The sequence below is a fragment of the Alkalibacterium gilvum genome, assembly GCF_900109085.1.
In the GTDB taxonomy this organism is placed as follows: Bacteria; Bacillota; Bacilli; order Lactobacillales; family Carnobacteriaceae_A; genus Alkalibacterium; species Alkalibacterium gilvum.
On the sequence record NZ_FNYW01000002.1, the window covers coordinates 13,652 to 30,941 of the forward strand.

A 17,290-nucleotide genomic window follows, 5' to 3' on the forward strand; every position below is an offset into this window, starting at 1 on the left:
GTAATGATTAAGTGGAACAAATTAGCTTTAATTACAGCAAGCATGGGGTTACTTGCTGCGTGTGGAAATGGTGATTCAGAAGAGGATACAACAGAAGATACAGAGCAGGTGGCAGAGGAATCAAATGAGGAATCTGACGCTACAACCGGTGCAACACAATCAATTATTGCATCAGCAGATGATTTAGAAAAAGGTATGTCATCTGAAGGTGGCTGGATAGTAATCTTTGAAGGTGACGTAGAGTCTGATGAAGAGTTGACACTTGAAGGTGGCGTCGAAAATAATGATGGAGAAATTGCTCGTAAATTAGCATTATACACACAAGACGACGATCGTAACGTCACAAAACGCTACACATTGACAGCACCAATGTTGACAGTGGAAAGCGAAAATGCTCGCATTCAAAACGGTACATTCAAAGGTGATGTTCATGTTAATGCAAACAACTTCCAACTTCCAGGTGGAACAATTGATGGTGACTTGACATTCGCAAGCGAAGAGTTACAAGAGTCAGCACAACTTGAAGAAGGCGAAGTAACAGGCGAAATCAGCGTCGAAGAATAAACGCGAATAGTAAATAAATACAACGGAGGCTGGGACTATTTTGTCCTAGCCTTTTTTCTTGCTCTGGATGAATTTAATAAGCATATTATATTAGAAAAACATGATATTGTTGACGGCTTCACATAAGTATTATATAGTAATATTTAGTAGTGAACGAATCGAATGTCCGGTCAACACCTTTCTCTCCTTCAATTCTGTTCATCCTACGTCATTTAAAAACAAGCTTTATCAAGAAAGGTAAGGGATAAATATGAGTTTATTGAAAAAGAAACTAGTTGCTGGAGCTGCATTTGTAGCGTTAGGCGGATTTTTAGGTGCATGTGGCTCTGACGATGCGGCTGAAGATACTACTGAAGAAACAGAAGATGCTGTCACTGCTGCTTCTGTCACAGATAAAGCAGACGAAGTTGTTGCTTCATTAAAAGAAGACGGAAACTGGATCACAGCTATTACTGCTGACGTAACCGTGGAAGAAGACTTGACAGTTTCAGGTACATTCCACGATGGTGGAGATGAATCAGCAGATGAATACCGTAAATTTGCATTATATGAACAAGATGATGAACGTGTTGTTACTGATGAGTTTACATTGACAGTTCCTATGATGACGGTTGAATCACCAAACTTCCGTATACAAAATGGTACAGTTGACGGAGATGTTTACGTAGATGCAGAAGGTTTCGAACTAAAAGAATCTACAGTAACAGGCGATGTAACATTCTCATCTCAAGAAATGATGGATGCAGCAATGATGGACGAAGGAACTGTTGAAGGTGAAGTAAGCGTCGAAGAATAAGCGGCGTTGAGTCACTCTTTATTACCCAATAAGTTATATGCTATGTGTTCTCGTGACATTCAACCTATCGGACTTAGGAGAGATGAATGATCCAGGGACAGTTTAAATACTATTTAATCAAGAGCCTTGTTTCAGTTAAATAACTGAGATGAGGCTCTTGTTGTATATTAATAACCGATACGTTATTGATTTGTGTGTGCAAAAGAGCTATAGTGTATCGTTTTTAACTAATAGTGTGTTGTTTGTTGAAAAACAGTGTATACTAGTATTTAAAGACAAACCTTTATATTAATTAACGATACACTTAAAGGAGGAGAAGGAATGAATCGCAAACAGCGTGTTTTAAACTATGTAAATGAAGCTTGCGCATCCTTTAAACCGCAAGATATAGAAAAAGGAATGGGAATTACGACGAGAGAAGTAGCTGAAGCGCTGGACAGCATTCGCAGTAATATTTCCAAAGATTTGAACCAATTAACTAGAGATGGAGAACTTAAAAAAATTGAAGGTAGGCCAGTTCGCTTTATTTCCATTGAAAAAGCGCGACACAAACCACTGACTAAACATGTTTCTAGTTACAAGGAAAAGGAGCAAGCATCTGTTGGTGTTGCCCAAGAAGTTTTGGATTTTTCATATAATAAGACTCAGGATATCTTTAATACAATCATTGGATCAAACGGCAGCATAAAAAATGCTGTGGATCAAGCGAAAGCAGCTGTCTTATACCCACCCAAAGGACTAAATACACTGATTACCGGCCCAACAGGTTCAGGAAAATCTTTTTTTGCTCATGCTATGTTTAGATTCGCTCAATCCAAAGAACTGATTGATTCCGATAGGGAACTAGCTGTATTTAACTGTGCGGATTATGCGACCAACCCCCAACTTTTGATGAGTTATCTCTTTGGTTATGCTCAAGGGGCCTTTACTGGTGCGGCCAATGCGAAAGAAGGGTTGATTCAACAAGCGGATGGCGGCATGCTATTCCTGGATGAAGTGCACAGGCTACCACCTGAGGGACAAGAAATGGTGTTTTCCTTTATGGATACTGGTACATACAGTCGCCTAGGTGAAACGGGAAAAAACAGAACAGCTAATGTCCGAATCGTTTGTGCAACAACAGAAGATCCTAAGTCTACATTCTTGGATACATTTATGCGACGTATTCCAATCAATATTCATCTTCCCTCATTTAAAGAAAGACCCGTTACTGAACAATTAGATTTAGTTAAACTTCTGACTGGCCTTGAGGCAAACCGTATACAACGTAGGATTACACTTAATGAAGAAGTTGTAAAAGGGTTGATAGCAAGTGTTGGATATGGAAACGTTGGTCAACTGAAATCATCGATACAACTTGTATGCGCGCGCGGGTTCATGAATCAATTAAATAAAGATGAAATTTCGCTAACAGTAAAAGATCTGCCAGAAAATATAAAGGATCATCTCGTTGGTTTGTCTTCCAATCGATCAGAACAAACTGATTTATCCAAGTATGTGGAAGCTCAGATGACCATCAACCCGAACGAGCCTTTTTATAAAATGGCTGTGGATTCATATGAACTACCATACAATATCTATGACATTATAGGAGACAAAGCAGCTCTACTGGAAGCAGAAGGCTTAGACCAAGATTCAATTAATCAATATATTTCAACGGATATCAATGTGCACTTAAAATCTTTTTACCGTAATCATGGGTTTTCATTTCAGACTGAATCAAAATTAGCTGAGGTGGTTAATAAGGAAGTAATACAATTTGCCCACCAAATTGTGGGAGAAGTAGAAGAAGCTTTAGGCGGGTCTTTCAAACAGAACTTTATTTACGCAATGAGCTTACATATTAGCTCCTTGTTAAGTAAGATTAGTAGTGGTCAGGAAAGAATCATCAACAAACGTATTCGTGAAATGGCTATGACCTACTCTACAGAATACGTTGTTGCTGAAGACGTTAAAAATAAGATTGCGACCTATTTTGATGTAACTATTCCCGATAATGAGGTATACTATCTCACTGTTTTATTGGTTTCGCTTAAAGAAGAGTTATCTTCTGGACGTGTGGGGATTGTTATTGCGACGCATGGCAATTCTACTGCTAGTAGCATGGCTAGGGTAGCGGAAGAACTCCTTGATACGAATGGCGTTGCAGCTATCGATATGCCATTGGATATGTCTCCAAAAGTCGTTTATGAACGTATAAAAAAAGCAGTAATAGACGTTAATGAAGGGAGCGGTGTCTTATTGCTTGTCGATATGGGATCCCTAGCAACATTTGAAACAGCCTTGCAGAAGGAAACAGGTATTCATATACGCTCAATTGACATGGTTTCGACAGCGATTGTGCTTGAAGCTGTAAGAAAAGCTTCCCTAGTGGATGCAGATATCGAATTACTATACGAATCATTAACAAAGTTCAGTGGTTATACAAAAGAGTTGCCCGGTCATAATAGCGAACGCAAGCCCTCTTCGCGTAAGCCACCTATTTTATTGGCCGTATGCGCCAGTGGTGAAGGGACGGCTCAAAAATTAAAAGATATCATTGAAAAAGTATTGGTTGAATCAAATGATTCTGGAATAAAGGTGATGACGTGCTCGGTCGCTGACCTTGAAACCAAAATAAGCGAATGGCAGAAAAAATACACAATCATTGCCTCAACAGGTATAGTGGATCCAAAGATTCAAGCCCCCTTTATTCCGCTTGAACGATTTATTGAAGACAAGCCAGAACAGTTACTGAAAAAAATTATAAGTCTTACAATAAAAGAATCAATGGGAACATTACCAAATAAAAATAATGCACAAGCAGTCATCTATTCATATGTAGAAGAAAACTTTGCGTATATAAATCCTAAAAAAATCGTTCCCATATTATGGACATTTGTTAATGAGTGTGGGAAATTAAGAGTTCAGAACAGCGACCAGTATGCCTTTCATATCAATTTAGCTTTTCATATGGCAGGTCTGATTGAACGCCGACTTCAAAACGAACAGTTAAATTTAGAAAAAGAAGAACAAGATGATATGAAAGATCACCCACTCTATCCTAAGTTAAAACGGTTAGTCAAAACGTTTGAAGATAAGACTCAGTTGACGATACCATCAGAGGAGTATCGATACATTTTTTATTTCATTACAAAAGAACAAGGACACATGGAAGACATTGACACACTGTTAATGGATTAATACACTAATAGCTAAAAACGACACACTCTGTTAGTGTGTCGTTTTTGTGTATTGTATATAGTTGCGGTCTATCCGTCTTTTTACGGGAGTGTGTTGGCACGGTTCTTGCTTATGTATAAGTGAAGGGGAGAAACAAATACTGTTTTTGAATTCCCAATTATTATTTGGAGGGAGTGTTGTTTATAGCAGGAGGGGTCATAGAATGATGGATATTCGTTTGCTTCGTATAGATGATCGACTGATTCACGGACAGGTCGCAACAACATGGTCAAAATTTACTGGGATAAGTCGAATCATAGTTGTAAGTGATGATGCCGCAAGCCATCCACTTCAGAAAATATTATTGACGCAAGCGGCACCTCCAGAGGTCAAATCGCACGTTGTTTCCATCAGAAAGCTTAATAGTATAGCAGGGCACGCGTTAATGAATGACGTCAAAGTCATGCTATTATTCACAAATCCGAAAGATGTCATGCGCGTACACCAATCTGGATTGGTGTTCAACAGCGTAAATATTGGAGGAATGAAATATACTGAAGGAAAACAGATGGTGACACACTCTGTTTCCGTTGACCAAACTGATATCAATGCATTTAAATATTTAAATGACAAAGGGATCGAATTGGAAATCAGAAAAGTTCCCGGCGACCGCAGTCAGAAAATAATGGATGTACTGAAAAAAGGGAATTTTTTATAAAGTGTTCAAGAAAAAATCAGCAAAATATGCTGGTAGTAGGAGGGAAATAAATGGTAGGAATTATATTGGCAAGTCATGGAGAATTTGCCGAAGGTATTTTACAATCAGGGCAAATGATTGTAGGAGAACAAGAAAATGTCAAAGCCGTTACCTTAATGCCAAGTGAAGGGCCAGACGATATTAGACGTAAAATGGAAGAAGCCATTGCATCTTTTGATTCAGATGAAGTTCTTTTCTTAGTTGATTTATGGGGAGGAACACCATTTAACCAAGCGAATACGTTGTTTGAGGATCATAAGGATAAATGGGCAATTGTTGCAGGTCTTAACTTAGGTATGCTAATTGAAGCCTTTACAGGCCGTTTTGGAATGGATAAAGCACAAGATATTGCAAAAGCTATTATTGAACCAGGAAAAGACAGCGTTAAGGTTAGACCCGAAAGCTTACAGCCCGAAGAAGCAGAAAAAGAAACGAAAAACGAAGAACCAAGCAAGCCATTACCTAAAGGAACAGTTGTAGGAGATGGCAAGATTGATATCCGACTTGCTCGAATCGATTCACGTTTATTACATGGTCAAGTAGCTACTGCTTGGTCTAAAGACGTTCAACCTACACGAATTATCGTTGTTTCCGACGAGGTGGCGAAAGATGACTTGCGTAAGAGCTTGATTACACAAGCTTCACCACCAGGAATCAAGGCAAATGTTATCCCAATCGATAAAATGATTGAAATCTCTAAAGACCCACGCTTTGGTAAGACTAGCGCATTACTCTTGTTTGAAACACCACAAGATGCTTTACGTGTTATTAAGGGCGGCGTAGACATTGAAGAAGTAAACGTCGGGTCAATGGCGCACTCAGAAGGAAAAGTTATGATTAATAATGTTCTTTCTGTAGATAAAGACGACGTGGATGCTTATAGAGAAATGCAAGATCATGGTGTAACGTTTGATGTTCGTAAAGTACCATCAGACCAAAGTAAAGATATTTGGCCATTGCTTAAGAAAACGAAATACGTTGATTAAGTTAGATTTTAAGGAGGGAAATTAAATTATGAATATTTTTGTTATTATATTAGTATTGCTTGTTGCGTTTTTGGCAGGAATGGAAGGTGTTTTAGACCAATTCCAATTCCACCAACCAATAATCGCTTGTACACTGATTGGTATCGCTACAGGTAACCCAGTGGATGGTTTATTATTAGGTGGTACATTACAGTTGATTGCTTTAGGTTGGATGAATATCGGTGCTGCAGTAGCACCTGATGCTGCCTTAGCATCTGTCGCTTCAGCTATTTTAGTTACTTTACGTGGTGCAGACGTTTCAGAAGGTATTGCACTAGCTATTCCATTAGCTATCGCTGGACAGGTACTTACAATTTTTGTTCGTACGTTAACAGTTGGTATTGCACACGCTGCCGATGGAAAAGCGAAAGAAGGATCATTTAGAGCTGTAGAATTACTTCACTTAGGAGCATTAATGATTCAAGGACTACGTATTGCTATTCCAGCTGGGATTATTTTAGCAGTACCTGCTGAACTAGTTACAGGCGGATTAAACGCTATACCAGAATGGTTGACTGGTGGACTTGCTGTTGCAGGTGGAATGATCGTTGCTGTTGGTTATGCAATGGTTATTAACATGATGGCTACACCAAAATTATGGGTGTTCTTCGCTCTAGGTTTTGCACTTTCAGCAGTCGGACAATTAAACCTTATCGCTATGGGTATTATTGGTGTTGTACTAGCACTTCTTTACCTACAGTTCTCACCTGAATTCAATCAAGGTGGCGGCGGCGGTGGAAGTTCTTCCGGCGGGGACCCACTCGATGATATCTTAAACGATTACTAAAAAGGAGCGTTGAAAAACTATGGATGAAAAAAATAAAGTAAGATTAACAAAAGGCGACCGTTTTAAAGTTTTTTGGAGAAGTCAATTCCTACAAGCTTCATGGAACTTTGAACGTATGCAGAACGTTGGATGGGCATATTCCATGATTCCAGCGCTCAAAAAATTATACACATCTAAAGAAGACCGTGCATCTGCACTGAAAAGACACTTAGAATTCTTTAATACACACCCTTACTTGGCTGCACCTGTTCTTGGTGTAACCTTAACACTTGAAGAAGAAAAAGCTGGTGGGGAAGATATCGATAATGCAGCTATTCAAGGTGTTAAAATCGGTATGATGGGACCACTTGCCGGTGTTGGTGACCCAGTATTCTGGGGAACATTAAGACCTGTACTGGGAGCTTTCGCTGCTTCGCTCGCACTGAGTGAAAGCTGGTTAGGCCCAATCATCTTCTTCTTGGCTTGGAATATTATTCGTATGGCTTTCTTATGGTACTCACAAGAACTTGGATATGTTCAAGGTGGTAACATCACTCAAAACTTATCTGGTGGATTAATGCAGAAGTTAACTCAAGGAGCATCCGTTCTAGGTATGTTCATAATGGGGGTACTGGTACCACGTTGGACAGCAATGAACTTCCCGATGGTTATCAGTCGAGTTGAGAATGCTGAGGCCGATATGATTGACTTTGCGGCTATATCTGAAGCAGCAAACGAAGGGCTCTTATCTGGTGATATGTTGAGGAACGTTGTTGCTGATATTCAAGCAGGCATGGCTATTCAGCCTGAAGAAGTAACGACCCTACAAAACACATTGGATCAATTACTACCAGGAGTCGCACCTTTACTACTGACTCTATTCTGTGTGTGGTTATTACGTAAGAAAATTAGCCCAATTGCAATTATTGCTGGAATTTTCGTTGTCGGAGTTATTGGCTACGTTCTAGGCATTCTAGGATAATTTTATAAGTTATTTGAATAAAGCGAAATACTTCCTGGAGGCAAGGTATCAACACACCTTGCTTTTCGGGAAGTGTTTTTTCGTTTGTGTAAAAGTCCGCTTAGGTCATCAACAATTAAAAAATGATCAGAAACCATTGCTGTATAGTCAAAATATTAGTTGATTTCTAGTGCAATAGGACATTCGACATATCGGTTTTAAACGTTGCGCTGAATCTGTCGAAGAATGACCTGTTCGACCTGTTTTACATAATTTGATGATTTATCTGTCCGAAGAAGGCACTGGTTTGGACAACTATACAACTTACGCTATTTGGAATGGTCGAAGAATGGCCTGTTCGACTTGTTTTACATGAATCGATGATCTAACTGTCCGAAGAAGGCACTGGTTTGGACAACTATACAACTTACGCTATTTGGAATGGTCGAAGAATGGCCTGTTCGACTTGTTTTACATGAATCAATGATCTAACTGTCCAAAGAAGGCACTGGTTTGGACAACTATACAACTTACGCTATTTGAAATGGTCGAACAAACACCAAATAAATCCAACATAGAACAAAAGACACATATATTAGAGAATAGTCTCTACATAAATTTCAAATTATATAAATAAAGACTACGCACAATCCTAATAAGGAAACTGCGTAGTCGGAAGTTTTATTCTTTTCTTTGTTTGGATGACGGGATATCTAGTTGATTTCGATACTTTGCCACACCTCTTCGAGATAATGAAATGTCCTCAGCTTTTAAAGCATCAGACAAAGCTTGATCTGATAAAGGTTTAGCATTATCTTCCGCTTTGATTAACTGCTCCAGTGCTTTAACTATATAATCTTTTGACAGGCCAGACTGACTTGAACGACGAGATAAAAATGTTTTCAATTCTTTGGATCCATAAGGCGTTTCAATATACGTTTCCCTTACAGCCCGGCTTATTGTGGATTGATTAAAATTCAATTCCTCAGCTAAATTAGTTAATTGTAAAGGAGCTAGGGGAGTATCGGCCTCTTTAAAATAAGCTTGTTGATGCATAATGATGGCAGTCCCGACTTGCTTAATTGTTTCCTTACGTTTTAGAAGGCTCGTTTGTAGAATGTCGTATTCTTTTTTCTTTTCTTTAATATATGATTTGAGATTAGGATCGTCTGAATCACTTAATTCATCAAAGTAACGGCTATTAAAACTAACTAGTGGCGTTTTATATTTTGTTTCTCGTATCACTAACTCATCATCCTCAATACTCACACTCAATTCTGGCAGTACAAAAGGTGTGAAGGTAGATTGGTAAGCTTCGCCAGGCGAGGGTGTTAGCTTTTGAATAAAAGAATACACGTTTTTGATAGTATAGGAAAGTATAAAATTTTTGCTGATATACCAAGGGTTAGAGTCTTATGTGGAGTTGAAATTAAGTAAGGAAAAGAGTTAAGATAATAGTATGGCACATGAAGATAATATTCCAGTTCAAATGAATATTTTAAAAGCCATATTCAGTGATCATTGGTCTAGATTTCTTAAAGAAAACAAAGATAAGATGCGTCCGGTCATCATCGAAGAAGTGGAAAAGTTTTTACACTGTGGAGAGTTATCAAATGGGTTTTTGACATTTAAGTGTGAGGCTTGTCCAAAGGTAAAGAAGATACCTATTCGGTGTAAAGGGAAGTTCTGTCCAACATGTGCAGTAGGTGAGGCACAAAAATGGGCGGATATACAAGCGAATGATATGTATCGTAGTAACCATCGTCACGTTGTTTTCACGATTGATGAAGGTCTGCGATCCATCTTTGCGGGGAAATATCGTAAGAAGTTATTAAAAAAATTAATGGATGAAGCCGCGCGGCTTCTTAATGAATGGTTTGAGAAGTGTGGATTTAAACCAGGTATTGTATCGGCGTTACATACCTTTGGGTCTAAGTTGGAGTTTAATCCGCATATTCACATGCTGGTCAGTATGGGTGGTGTCACACCAGAGAATGAATGGAAAACATATGATTTCATTCCATTCACGAAATTGCGTAAGCAGTGGCAGACTGTTGTATTAAAGCTGATTAGACGTACACTATCTCCGGTAGCTAAGAAAGTTGTTCAACCAAAACTTCAAGCAGCCTATAAAAATAATCCGCAAGGATTTTACGTCAACGCACCTAAGCGTAGTAAAACAGATGTGAAAAAGATCTTGGGGTACATTGGTCGGTATATGAAACGAGGTCCCATTGCCTTACATCGTATTATCATGTATGACGGAGAAACCGTTGTTTTTAAATACCATGATAAGCAAGATGGTGAAGAAAAAGTGGAATCTTTAACCGTTGATGCCTTTATTGGACGATTAATTCGTCATATACCGGATAAACAATTTAAAATGATTCGTCACTATGGATTGTATTCTCGTCGAATTAAGACGCTTATGAAGGAAATAGTGACCATCTACCAAGAAAGCATCAAAAAACTTTTAGTTAATGCTAAAAAGATGATCCAACCGAAAGGTTGGAGGGAAAGTATTAAGGAATCCTTTGGCTATGATCCATTAAAATGTTCGGAATGTGGCAATGTATTGGAGTTCAGAGGGATAGCTGTGCGCAAAAATGGACAACTAGAAGTGCAATATGCGAATGATAAAGAGGCCAAAGATTATATTAATCGGGAGGTTGAAAGAATTGAGTCAGAAGCGTACAAAAAAGCACAAAAAGAAAAAACAGAAGCAGCCATCAAAAAGTATCGTTTCAGCTGGAGTGAACGCGAAAAAGAAATACGAGAACGGGAACGTCGAATTCGTTTGTCGGAGCTGTAAAGTAACGGAAGACATACCGAAAGAAGTTGTTGAACAGTTTGATATGATGGATATGGGAGATCCGACGGATCCCCCAAGGTTTAGTTGCGAAAAGTGTGGGGGAGAAATGCTTCCTGTGTATTATACAAGCCTTCATGGTATCACTTATAAAAATCCAGAATTGAAAAGCTCGGCTAACCTCTAGCCCAAAAAGGGCGAGGCCTAGCCGAGCTTTTCTTATTTCGTTTTCATTTACATCGTAGATTTCAGCAAGCGTAGACCATTTTTTCTCAGTAAGTAGATCAAAATGTTCTTCAATAATTATATAAGCTATCGCTGGTGCAAAGTCGAGTCGTTCCGTTTGAAGAAGCAAACATTCTCTAAGGTCGCGTGCCCCTAAGCCAGGTGGATCTAATTGTTGGAGCAAAGTTAGTGCATCCACAAGCTCAATAGATGTAGCATGTGTTTCTTCGACCGCTTCATCCACAGTTTTAGTAACATAACCTCGGTGATCAAGTTGGTTTACCCACCAAAAAAGTAATTCTCTTAAATATGTTTTCCTATAAAATAATTCAATTTGTTCTTTTAAAAAGTCATAAAGGGATGACTTACTAGCTGTTGTTTGCTCGATAACTGAAGCTGTTTCGTTTAGAGCAGACTGAATAAGATGGTTTTCCTGTTCTGGAAGATCAATAAAAGGATTTTCGAGAATCTGATTCGCTAAATACGTAGACAAATCAACTCGATTCAGCTGAAGGAGGTGAACCCCTTGTAATAAATTCGGAATGTAGGTTTGCTTTTGCTTCTGAAATTGCTGGGGCTGATGTTTGAATTCCATATGATCCTTCCTTTCCAGATTAGTTTAACATAAACAGACAGCTCTGTATGTTAAATAAGAAAGGTATTAATCTGAAAGAATAGTATGAACAGTTCAAACATTTATCGCAAGGACTATAGTGATTCTTTTATTGTTTTATTTTATATTGAACGCTACATCTGTGTGATATACTATAACTAATTTAATAATAGGGGGAAGAAAATGAATTCTGAAGAGTATACTTACAAGAGACCAGATTTCGATTTGTTTAAAAAAGAGTTTTTAAATGATGTCGAACAGTTAAAAAATGCTGAATCATCGGAAGACGTTAAAGAAGCGATTGATGCTATATCAGCCTTGATTTCTTCACTTGATTCTATGGCTACACTAGCTTCTATTCGTTATTCAATCAATACAAAAGATGATTTTTATGAAAAGGAAGACGATTACTGGAACGAGTATGGTCCACTATATCAAGAGTTGAATACACGCTACTATAAAGCCATTATGGAATCACCTTATTTGGATAACATAAAAAAGGCATATCCAAGAACCTTTATTCAAAATATGCAGTATGAATTGGATTCCTTTGATAAAAGCGTTATAGAACTTCTTCAAAAAGAAAATCAGCTAAGTAGTGACTATCAAAAACTTATTGCTGCAGCTGAAATTGAATTTGATGGTAAAACATTAACTTTGTCACAGTTTGGTCCCTATCTTCAATCAACTGATCGCGCGGTTAGAAAAAAGGCGAATCAAGCACAGTTGAGCTATTTTGAAAAAAATGAAGAAGAAATCGATCGAATTTTCGATGAACTTGTCCATGTTAGAGATGATATTGCGAAAAAATTAGGTTACAAAGACTTCGTTGAATTAGGTTATGTAAGAATGAAAAGATATGATTATGACCGTGAAATGGTTGAAGTCTATCGTCAACAGATTTTGGAGTACGTTGTTCCGATTACGAAAAAGTTAGCTGATCGCCAAGCAGAACGTATTGGAATCAAGCATCTGAAACATTATGATGAAGCACTGCAGTTTTTAGACGGTAATCCTACACCAAAAGGAGACCCGGATTACATTATTGAAAACGGACGAGACATGTATCATGAATTAAGCGAAGAAACAAAAGAATTTATCGATTTTATGTTTGATAATAATCTGATAGACTTGCTCTCAAAAGAGGGTAAGGCAAGTGGAGGCTATTGTACGTATATACCGGACCATCGTGCACCCTTTATTTTTGCAAACTTTAATGGAACGTCTGCTGATATCGATGTTTTGACACACGAAGCGGGTCATGCTTTCCAAGTCTTTCAATCGCGCTGGATCAAACAGCCGGAAATCGTATTCCCTACATTAGAAACCTGCGAAATACATTCAATGAGTATGGAATTCTTCACTTATCCATGGATGGAGCGTTTCTTTAAAGAGCAAACAGAGAAATATAAATTTGATCATTTAAGTGGAACATTACGCTTTTTACCATACGGCGTACTTGTTGATCACTTCCAGCACGAAGTATACGAAAATCCTGAGTGGACACCAGCAGAACGTAAAGCAGCTTGGAGAGAGCTTGAAAAAAAATACATTCCGCATCGAGACTATTCAGAAAGCGACTTCTTGGACAAAGGAACTTACTGGTACAGACAAGGGCATATCTTTGCTTCGCCATTTTATTATATCGATTATACTTTGGCACAGGTTTGTGCGCTTCAATTCTTTAAGCGCGCCATTGTAGACGAAGATAAAAAAGCATGGGAAGATTACATGCGTATTTGTGAAGCAGGAGGAACGAAAAGCTTCTTGGAAACTATTGAAGCAGCTCATTTACAGTCTCCCTTTAAAAAGGGCTCACTTGAACATGTAATAGAAACCATTGATAAAGAACTCGAAAAAACAGACGATAAAAAATTATAAAAATAAAAACATAACGGTCAGATTGTTAATAAATCGACCGTTATGTTTTTTAATTAGTTCAATCTTTATTTTCTAGACGATTTTCAAGAGATTCAATCTTGCTGGTGTTTTGATCGATAAGTTGTTCTAAATCGTTTAACTCATCTTCAACATCTTCAAGAAGTTGGTTTGCTCTTTTTAAAGGCTCAGCATCATCATAGGCTAGAAGCGTTTCTTTGGATGCACCATATAAAATCCAGGGAGAACCAAGCCCAAAGGGATGATGAGCGGGCAATGTTTCTGCTTCAACTTCTGAAAAATCCCACCAAATGGATGTGTCAGGCTCAGTTTGCTGGATGGATTCCAATTCCAATTGTATTGTTTTGAATAAGCCTTTTTGAGTGAGAAAGTCATGCCAAGGGTAAACAACATGTAAATAACGCGCACCCTTAAATTCTTCATACAAAATAACAAAACGATTATTCTCTCTGTTCTCATAAAAACGCCAACCAGTTGGCAAATCGTCAAATAATTTCTGGCTGACTGGGAAAGGATAGTAAGCTTCAAAAGGAAAAATCTTTTTATCAAAAGTTGGATGTAAATATGTTTGCTTTATCCAATCCTGTTTTTTTGTATCCTCTACGATTTCTTTCCACGGCGTTGCTTCTTTTGAAACTAGCCCAGCTAAAGAGTCTGTCTTTGCCGTATGATGAGAATCAACAGGGGATAGACCAATTTTGTTGAAGACCTTCTGAGAAGCATTATTATCTTTTTCTGTATAAGCACCGACCCACCCGACATTGTCCATTAAGAGGGCTTTTTCTAGACTATAGCGCATGATTTCGGTGGCATAACCATGATTTCTGTACCCCAGATCAGTACGTAAGCGGCCGAGCATCGCATAATGTTTCTTAAAGAGAGTAAAGCCTGACAATGCAAGGAGTTTATCAGAAATAAACAAGCCAAAGAGATGATTTGGACCATCAGTAATACGCGGAAAAGCTTCCAGCATATAGTCGGTTGACAGGCCCGTTTGCATGTTATTGTAATGGTGTAAATCTTCTGGCGTTAAACGCTTAATGTACTTTTCCATCCATAGACCCCTTTTCAAAAATATGTTGCGCACCAATCCGAAAGCCTTCAAGTTGAAAACCGTACTTTAGATACATTTCCCTAGGTGAATCTTCAGCGTCTGCAAGTAGAAAGACTAAAGAATGATTTCTTAAAGCGTCTTTAGCAACATAATTGAGTACTGCTGATGCTACACCTTTATGCCGGTATGAGGGAAGAGTGAATAAATCATCTATTTCTAGACCTTCATCATTTTTAATCACAATGCAAGAACCTGCGGGGTTTCCTTTATAGCTAGCTAGCAATAGACGGACAGAAGATTCATTAAATAAGCGATCGTAATAAGGACGTTTGGCTTCTGCGAATGCTTTAGAAAGGGTAAGGTCCTCTACATAATTGAGTGTTTTAAATGCGTCTAATCTATTTTGTTCAACAACTTCAATTGTGATGTCGGCGTTTAAATCCATAAAAGGATACTGGGATGAATCAATTGAATAAAGCTCAAGTTTTTCCAAACCATAATTTTTTTCGTTCAAATAATTCAATGTATCAATACGAATCCCTTCATCTTGAGGCCAATAGAATTTAACATGTTCCAAATTATTTTGGATTGAAAAAAACTGATGCATCTCCTCGATTAATAGAAACTCTTCTTTTGTTGGCGAGTAACTTAATTGAAAAAAGTTTGAATCATACCTGAATAAGGCGTTAGGATCAAAATAATGTTGAAAGAATTCATTTTCATCAATGAGCGTACTGTGTGTAGCGATGGCGTTAAATGAGACCATAATGTCCTTCCTTTCTATATTTATATAGAATATCAAATTCATGGTGAAACTGTAAGCATAAAGTTTTGGGAATTGAAAATTTAGTTTGTATGATAAAGCGTCACTTGAAAAAGAGTAATTAATCTATGGGAAAGAAAAAATGTCAAGCGGAAAGAGAAGTTGTCACCAAATGTTCACTTTTATAGCAGCGACATTTTTTAATATTTCAAACGAATATAAAGGAAAATCCCTAGATGGCAGACTTTGTAAAGGGTGCAACCTATTTATACTTCACCAAATAATACAATTATGTAACAAAATCAAAGGATTTTTGTCATTGGATTTAAATCTTAATTTTTACTTAATATGATATGATAATTGTAGTGAAATAAAAGCACATCGAATCGATTTATTAAATAAAAAAATTAAATTTGTTTCCAGAAATTATCATATTAGGGGTTTTTATAGTGAATAAAAAACATATTATTACTGCAATGGCTTCACTTATGCTTGCAGCACCATTAGTGCGTCCTTTAGAAGCTAGTGCGTCATCAAAATTAAATGAATTAGAGCAACAAGAGCAAGAACTAAGAGAAGAATCACAAGAAGTTAGCGGAGAAATAGCAAACCGTGAAAATGAAATGCAATCTTTGGAACAAGAAAAAGCTCAGCTAGAAAAGGAAGTGTCAGCACTTCAGGCTGATATTGATACATTGGTTGTAGAAATAAATGAACAAGAAAAAGAGATCGAACGTATTACAAAAGAAATTAAGCGCTTGGAAGAAGAAATTGCTCAATTACAAAAGCAAATCGATGCGCGTAATGAGCAACTTGAATCACAAGCACGTTCCGTACAAACAAATGCTAGCCCTACAGATATTATTGATTTAATAATGTCAGCGGAAAGCCTTTCTGATCTTGTCGGACGTATAAATGTTGTAACCAAACTAGTCAATGCAAACCAAGGTATTATGGAAGAACAAATTGCTGACCAAAAGGCTTTAGAAGAAAATGAAAAACAAGTCAAAGCTGAGCAAGAAGAAATGGAAGAAATTAAAACACAGCTTGAAGTTAGCCGTAATAACTTAGTGAATCAACGCTTGGAATTAGACGATAAAATCATTATGATTGCTGAAAAATATGAAATGACTTCTGAAGAAAAGGAATCATTTATTAATGAGCAAGCGATTCTTGCCGAACGTACAAGTACTTTAAATGAAGAAATGCAAGCTGAAAAAGAACGAATTCTCGAAGAGGAACGTAAAAGACAAGAAGCGATAAGAGTTGCTGAAGAAAAAGCACAAAGAGAAGCGGAAGCTAAGGCAGCGGCAGAAGCGAAAGCAGCAGCCGAAGCAGCAGCAATAGCAAAAGCTGAAGCAGAAAAAGAAGCCTCAACGTCTTCAAGCAGTTCAAACAGCTCAAACAGTTCTAATAATTCGAGTAGTTCAAGCAATACCGGTAGTTCAAATAACTCTTCATCAGGCGGATCTCAATCAAGTAGTGGATGGATTCGTCCAGCTAGTGGCAGATTTACCTCTTCTTTCGGATACCGTATACACCCTGTAACAGGTGCACGTTCATTCCATAATGGTGCGGACATAGCTGGTGGCGGCGCAATTGTAGCCTCTCGAGCAGGTGTTGTTAAATCAGCTTCATATTCTGGAACATACGGCTATCGCGTAATTATTGATCATGGTGATGGATACAAGACATTATATGCACACATGCAATCTAACTTAAGTGTTGCACCAGGTCAACGCGTTTCTCAAGGCCAACAACTTGGAATCATGGGAACAACAGGTCGTTCAACAGGTGTTCACTTACACTTTATCGTTTATAAAAATGGTGAGCCAGTTAATCCTATGAATTATATTAGATAAAAACTAAATCAGATATATTAAAAAGAGGGAAGGT

The 17,290-nt window shown here is 37.8% G+C and carries 14 protein-coding genes; 10 read left to right on the forward strand and 4 right to left on the reverse strand.

All coding sequences use genetic code 11. The annotated features are described in order from the left end of the window. The first annotated feature begins 3 nt into the window (after nucleotides 1–3). The 7 genes from BMX83_RS01100 (at nucleotide 4) to BMX83_RS01130 (ending at nucleotide 8,052) form a co-directional block, all read left to right on the forward strand. On the forward strand, nucleotides 4–564 hold the full coding sequence (locus tag BMX83_RS01100; RefSeq protein WP_091632129.1) for a polymer-forming cytoskeletal protein: 561 nt from the start codon (nucleotides 4–6) through the stop codon (nucleotides 562–564). Nucleotides 565–814: 250 nt separating this feature from the next. Further along, nucleotides 815–1,360, forward strand: a complete 546-nt coding sequence (locus BMX83_RS01105) for a hypothetical protein (RefSeq protein WP_091632131.1) — start codon at nucleotides 815–817, stop codon at nucleotides 1,358–1,360. A 321-nt stretch (nucleotides 1,361–1,681) separates the two neighbouring features. Next, the gene (locus tag BMX83_RS01110) at nucleotides 1,682–4,543 is read left to right on the forward strand and encodes a sigma-54-dependent transcriptional regulator (protein WP_091632134.1); all 2,862 of its coding nucleotides are present in this window, start codon (nucleotides 1,682–1,684) and stop codon (nucleotides 4,541–4,543) included. A gap of 205 nt (nucleotides 4,544–4,748) precedes the next feature. Continuing rightward, nucleotides 4,749–5,240: a PTS sugar transporter subunit IIB gene (locus BMX83_RS01115; protein WP_091632510.1), complete on the forward strand. Its 492-nt coding sequence runs from the start codon at nucleotides 4,749–4,751 to the stop codon at nucleotides 5,238–5,240. A gap of 50 nt (nucleotides 5,241–5,290) precedes the next feature. Next, complete coding sequence (locus tag BMX83_RS01120; RefSeq protein WP_091632137.1) at nucleotides 5,291–6,265, forward strand: PTS sugar transporter subunit IIB; 975 nt, start codon at nucleotides 5,291–5,293, stop codon at nucleotides 6,263–6,265. A 28-nt stretch (nucleotides 6,266–6,293) separates the two neighbouring features. Continuing rightward, nucleotides 6,294–7,091 carry a PTS mannose/fructose/sorbose transporter subunit IIC gene (locus BMX83_RS01125; RefSeq protein WP_091632140.1) on the forward strand — a complete coding sequence of 266 codons (798 nt, stop codon included), beginning with the start codon at nucleotides 6,294–6,296 and terminating at the stop codon, nucleotides 7,089–7,091. A 19-nt stretch (nucleotides 7,092–7,110) separates the two neighbouring features. Next, entirely contained in the window at nucleotides 7,111–8,052 is a 942-nt protein-coding gene (locus tag BMX83_RS01130) for a PTS system mannose/fructose/sorbose family transporter subunit IID (RefSeq protein WP_091632143.1), read from the forward strand. A 660-nt stretch (nucleotides 8,053–8,712) separates the two neighbouring features. Here the strand turns inward: BMX83_RS01130 and BMX83_RS01135 are convergent. After that, entirely contained in the window at nucleotides 8,713–9,387 is a 675-nt protein-coding gene (locus BMX83_RS01135) for an RNA polymerase factor sigma-54 (RefSeq protein WP_091632146.1), read from the reverse strand. A gap of 103 nt (nucleotides 9,388–9,490) precedes the next feature. Here BMX83_RS01135 and BMX83_RS01140 point away from each other — a divergent pair, with 103 nt between their 5' ends. Continuing rightward, on the forward strand, nucleotides 9,491–10,843 hold the full coding sequence (locus BMX83_RS01140) for an IS91 family transposase (RefSeq protein ID WP_091632149.1): 1,353 nt from the start codon (nucleotides 9,491–9,493) through the stop codon (nucleotides 10,841–10,843). On the opposite strand, the gene BMX83_RS01145 is transcribed toward BMX83_RS01140, so the two are convergent. Beyond that, entirely contained in the window at nucleotides 10,776–11,660 is an 885-nt protein-coding gene (locus BMX83_RS01145) for an RNA polymerase factor sigma-54 (protein ID WP_091632151.1), read from the reverse strand. The two genes, BMX83_RS01140 and BMX83_RS01145, sit on opposite strands and share 68 nt — an antisense overlap. 201 nt (nucleotides 11,661–11,861) lie before the next feature. On the opposite strand from BMX83_RS01145, the gene BMX83_RS01150 reads away from it, so the two are divergent. Next, nucleotides 11,862–13,559, forward strand: a complete 1,698-nt coding sequence (locus tag BMX83_RS01150) for a M3 family oligoendopeptidase (RefSeq protein ID WP_091632154.1) — start codon at nucleotides 11,862–11,864, stop codon at nucleotides 13,557–13,559. A 58-nt stretch (nucleotides 13,560–13,617) separates the two neighbouring features. On the opposite strand, the gene BMX83_RS01155 is transcribed toward BMX83_RS01150, so the two are convergent. Together BMX83_RS01155 and BMX83_RS01160 are read right to left on the reverse strand one after the other, a co-directional pair. Further along, nucleotides 13,618–14,631, reverse strand: coding sequence for a GNAT family N-acetyltransferase (locus BMX83_RS01155; protein WP_091632157.1), 1,014 nt, complete (start codon nucleotides 14,629–14,631; stop codon nucleotides 13,618–13,620). Further along, nucleotides 14,615–15,397: a GNAT family N-acetyltransferase gene (locus BMX83_RS01160; protein WP_177170447.1), complete on the reverse strand. Its 783-nt coding sequence runs from the start codon at nucleotides 15,395–15,397 to the stop codon at nucleotides 14,615–14,617. The genes BMX83_RS01155 and BMX83_RS01160 overlap by 17 nt, the downstream gene beginning before the upstream one ends. Nucleotides 15,398–15,843: 446 nt before the next feature. Between BMX83_RS01160 and BMX83_RS01165 the strand changes: the two genes are divergently transcribed. Further along, the gene (locus BMX83_RS01165; RefSeq protein WP_245746605.1) at nucleotides 15,844–17,256 is read left to right on the forward strand and encodes a peptidoglycan DD-metalloendopeptidase family protein; all 1,413 of its coding nucleotides are present in this window, start codon (nucleotides 15,844–15,846) and stop codon (nucleotides 17,254–17,256) included. The last annotated feature ends 34 nt before the right edge of the window (nucleotides 17,257–17,290 follow it).

Excerpts from the sequence above, each read along its gene's own strand:
- BMX83_RS01160 (WP_177170447.1), bottom strand. The coding sequence starts at position 15,397 with ATGGTCTCATTTAACGCCATCGCTACACACAGTACGCTCATTGATGAA.
- BMX83_RS01100 (WP_091632129.1), top strand. The coding sequence starts at position 4 with ATGATTAAGTGGAACAAATTAGCTTTAATTACAGCAAGCATGGGGTTA.
- BMX83_RS01115 (WP_091632510.1), top strand. The coding sequence starts at position 4,749 with ATGGATATTCGTTTGCTTCGTATAGATGATCGACTGATTCACGGACAG.
- BMX83_RS01145 (WP_091632151.1), bottom strand. The coding sequence starts at position 11,660 with ATGGAATTCAAACATCAGCCCCAGCAATTTCAGAAGCAAAAGCAAACC.
- BMX83_RS01150 (WP_091632154.1), top strand. The coding sequence starts at position 11,862 with ATGAATTCTGAAGAGTATACTTACAAGAGACCAGATTTCGATTTGTTT.
- BMX83_RS01125 (WP_091632140.1), top strand. The coding sequence starts at position 6,294 with ATGAATATTTTTGTTATTATATTAGTATTGCTTGTTGCGTTTTTGGCA.
- BMX83_RS01130 (WP_091632143.1), top strand. The coding sequence starts at position 7,111 with ATGGATGAAAAAAATAAAGTAAGATTAACAAAAGGCGACCGTTTTAAA.
- BMX83_RS01140 (WP_091632149.1), top strand. The coding sequence starts at position 9,491 with ATGGCACATGAAGATAATATTCCAGTTCAAATGAATATTTTAAAAGCC.
- BMX83_RS01110 (WP_091632134.1), top strand. The coding sequence starts at position 1,682 with ATGAATCGCAAACAGCGTGTTTTAAACTATGTAAATGAAGCTTGCGCA.
- BMX83_RS01155 (WP_091632157.1), bottom strand. The coding sequence starts at position 14,631 with ATGGAAAAGTACATTAAGCGTTTAACGCCAGAAGATTTACACCATTAC.
- BMX83_RS01105 (WP_091632131.1), top strand. The coding sequence starts at position 815 with ATGAGTTTATTGAAAAAGAAACTAGTTGCTGGAGCTGCATTTGTAGCG.
- BMX83_RS01120 (WP_091632137.1), top strand. The coding sequence starts at position 5,291 with ATGGTAGGAATTATATTGGCAAGTCATGGAGAATTTGCCGAAGGTATT.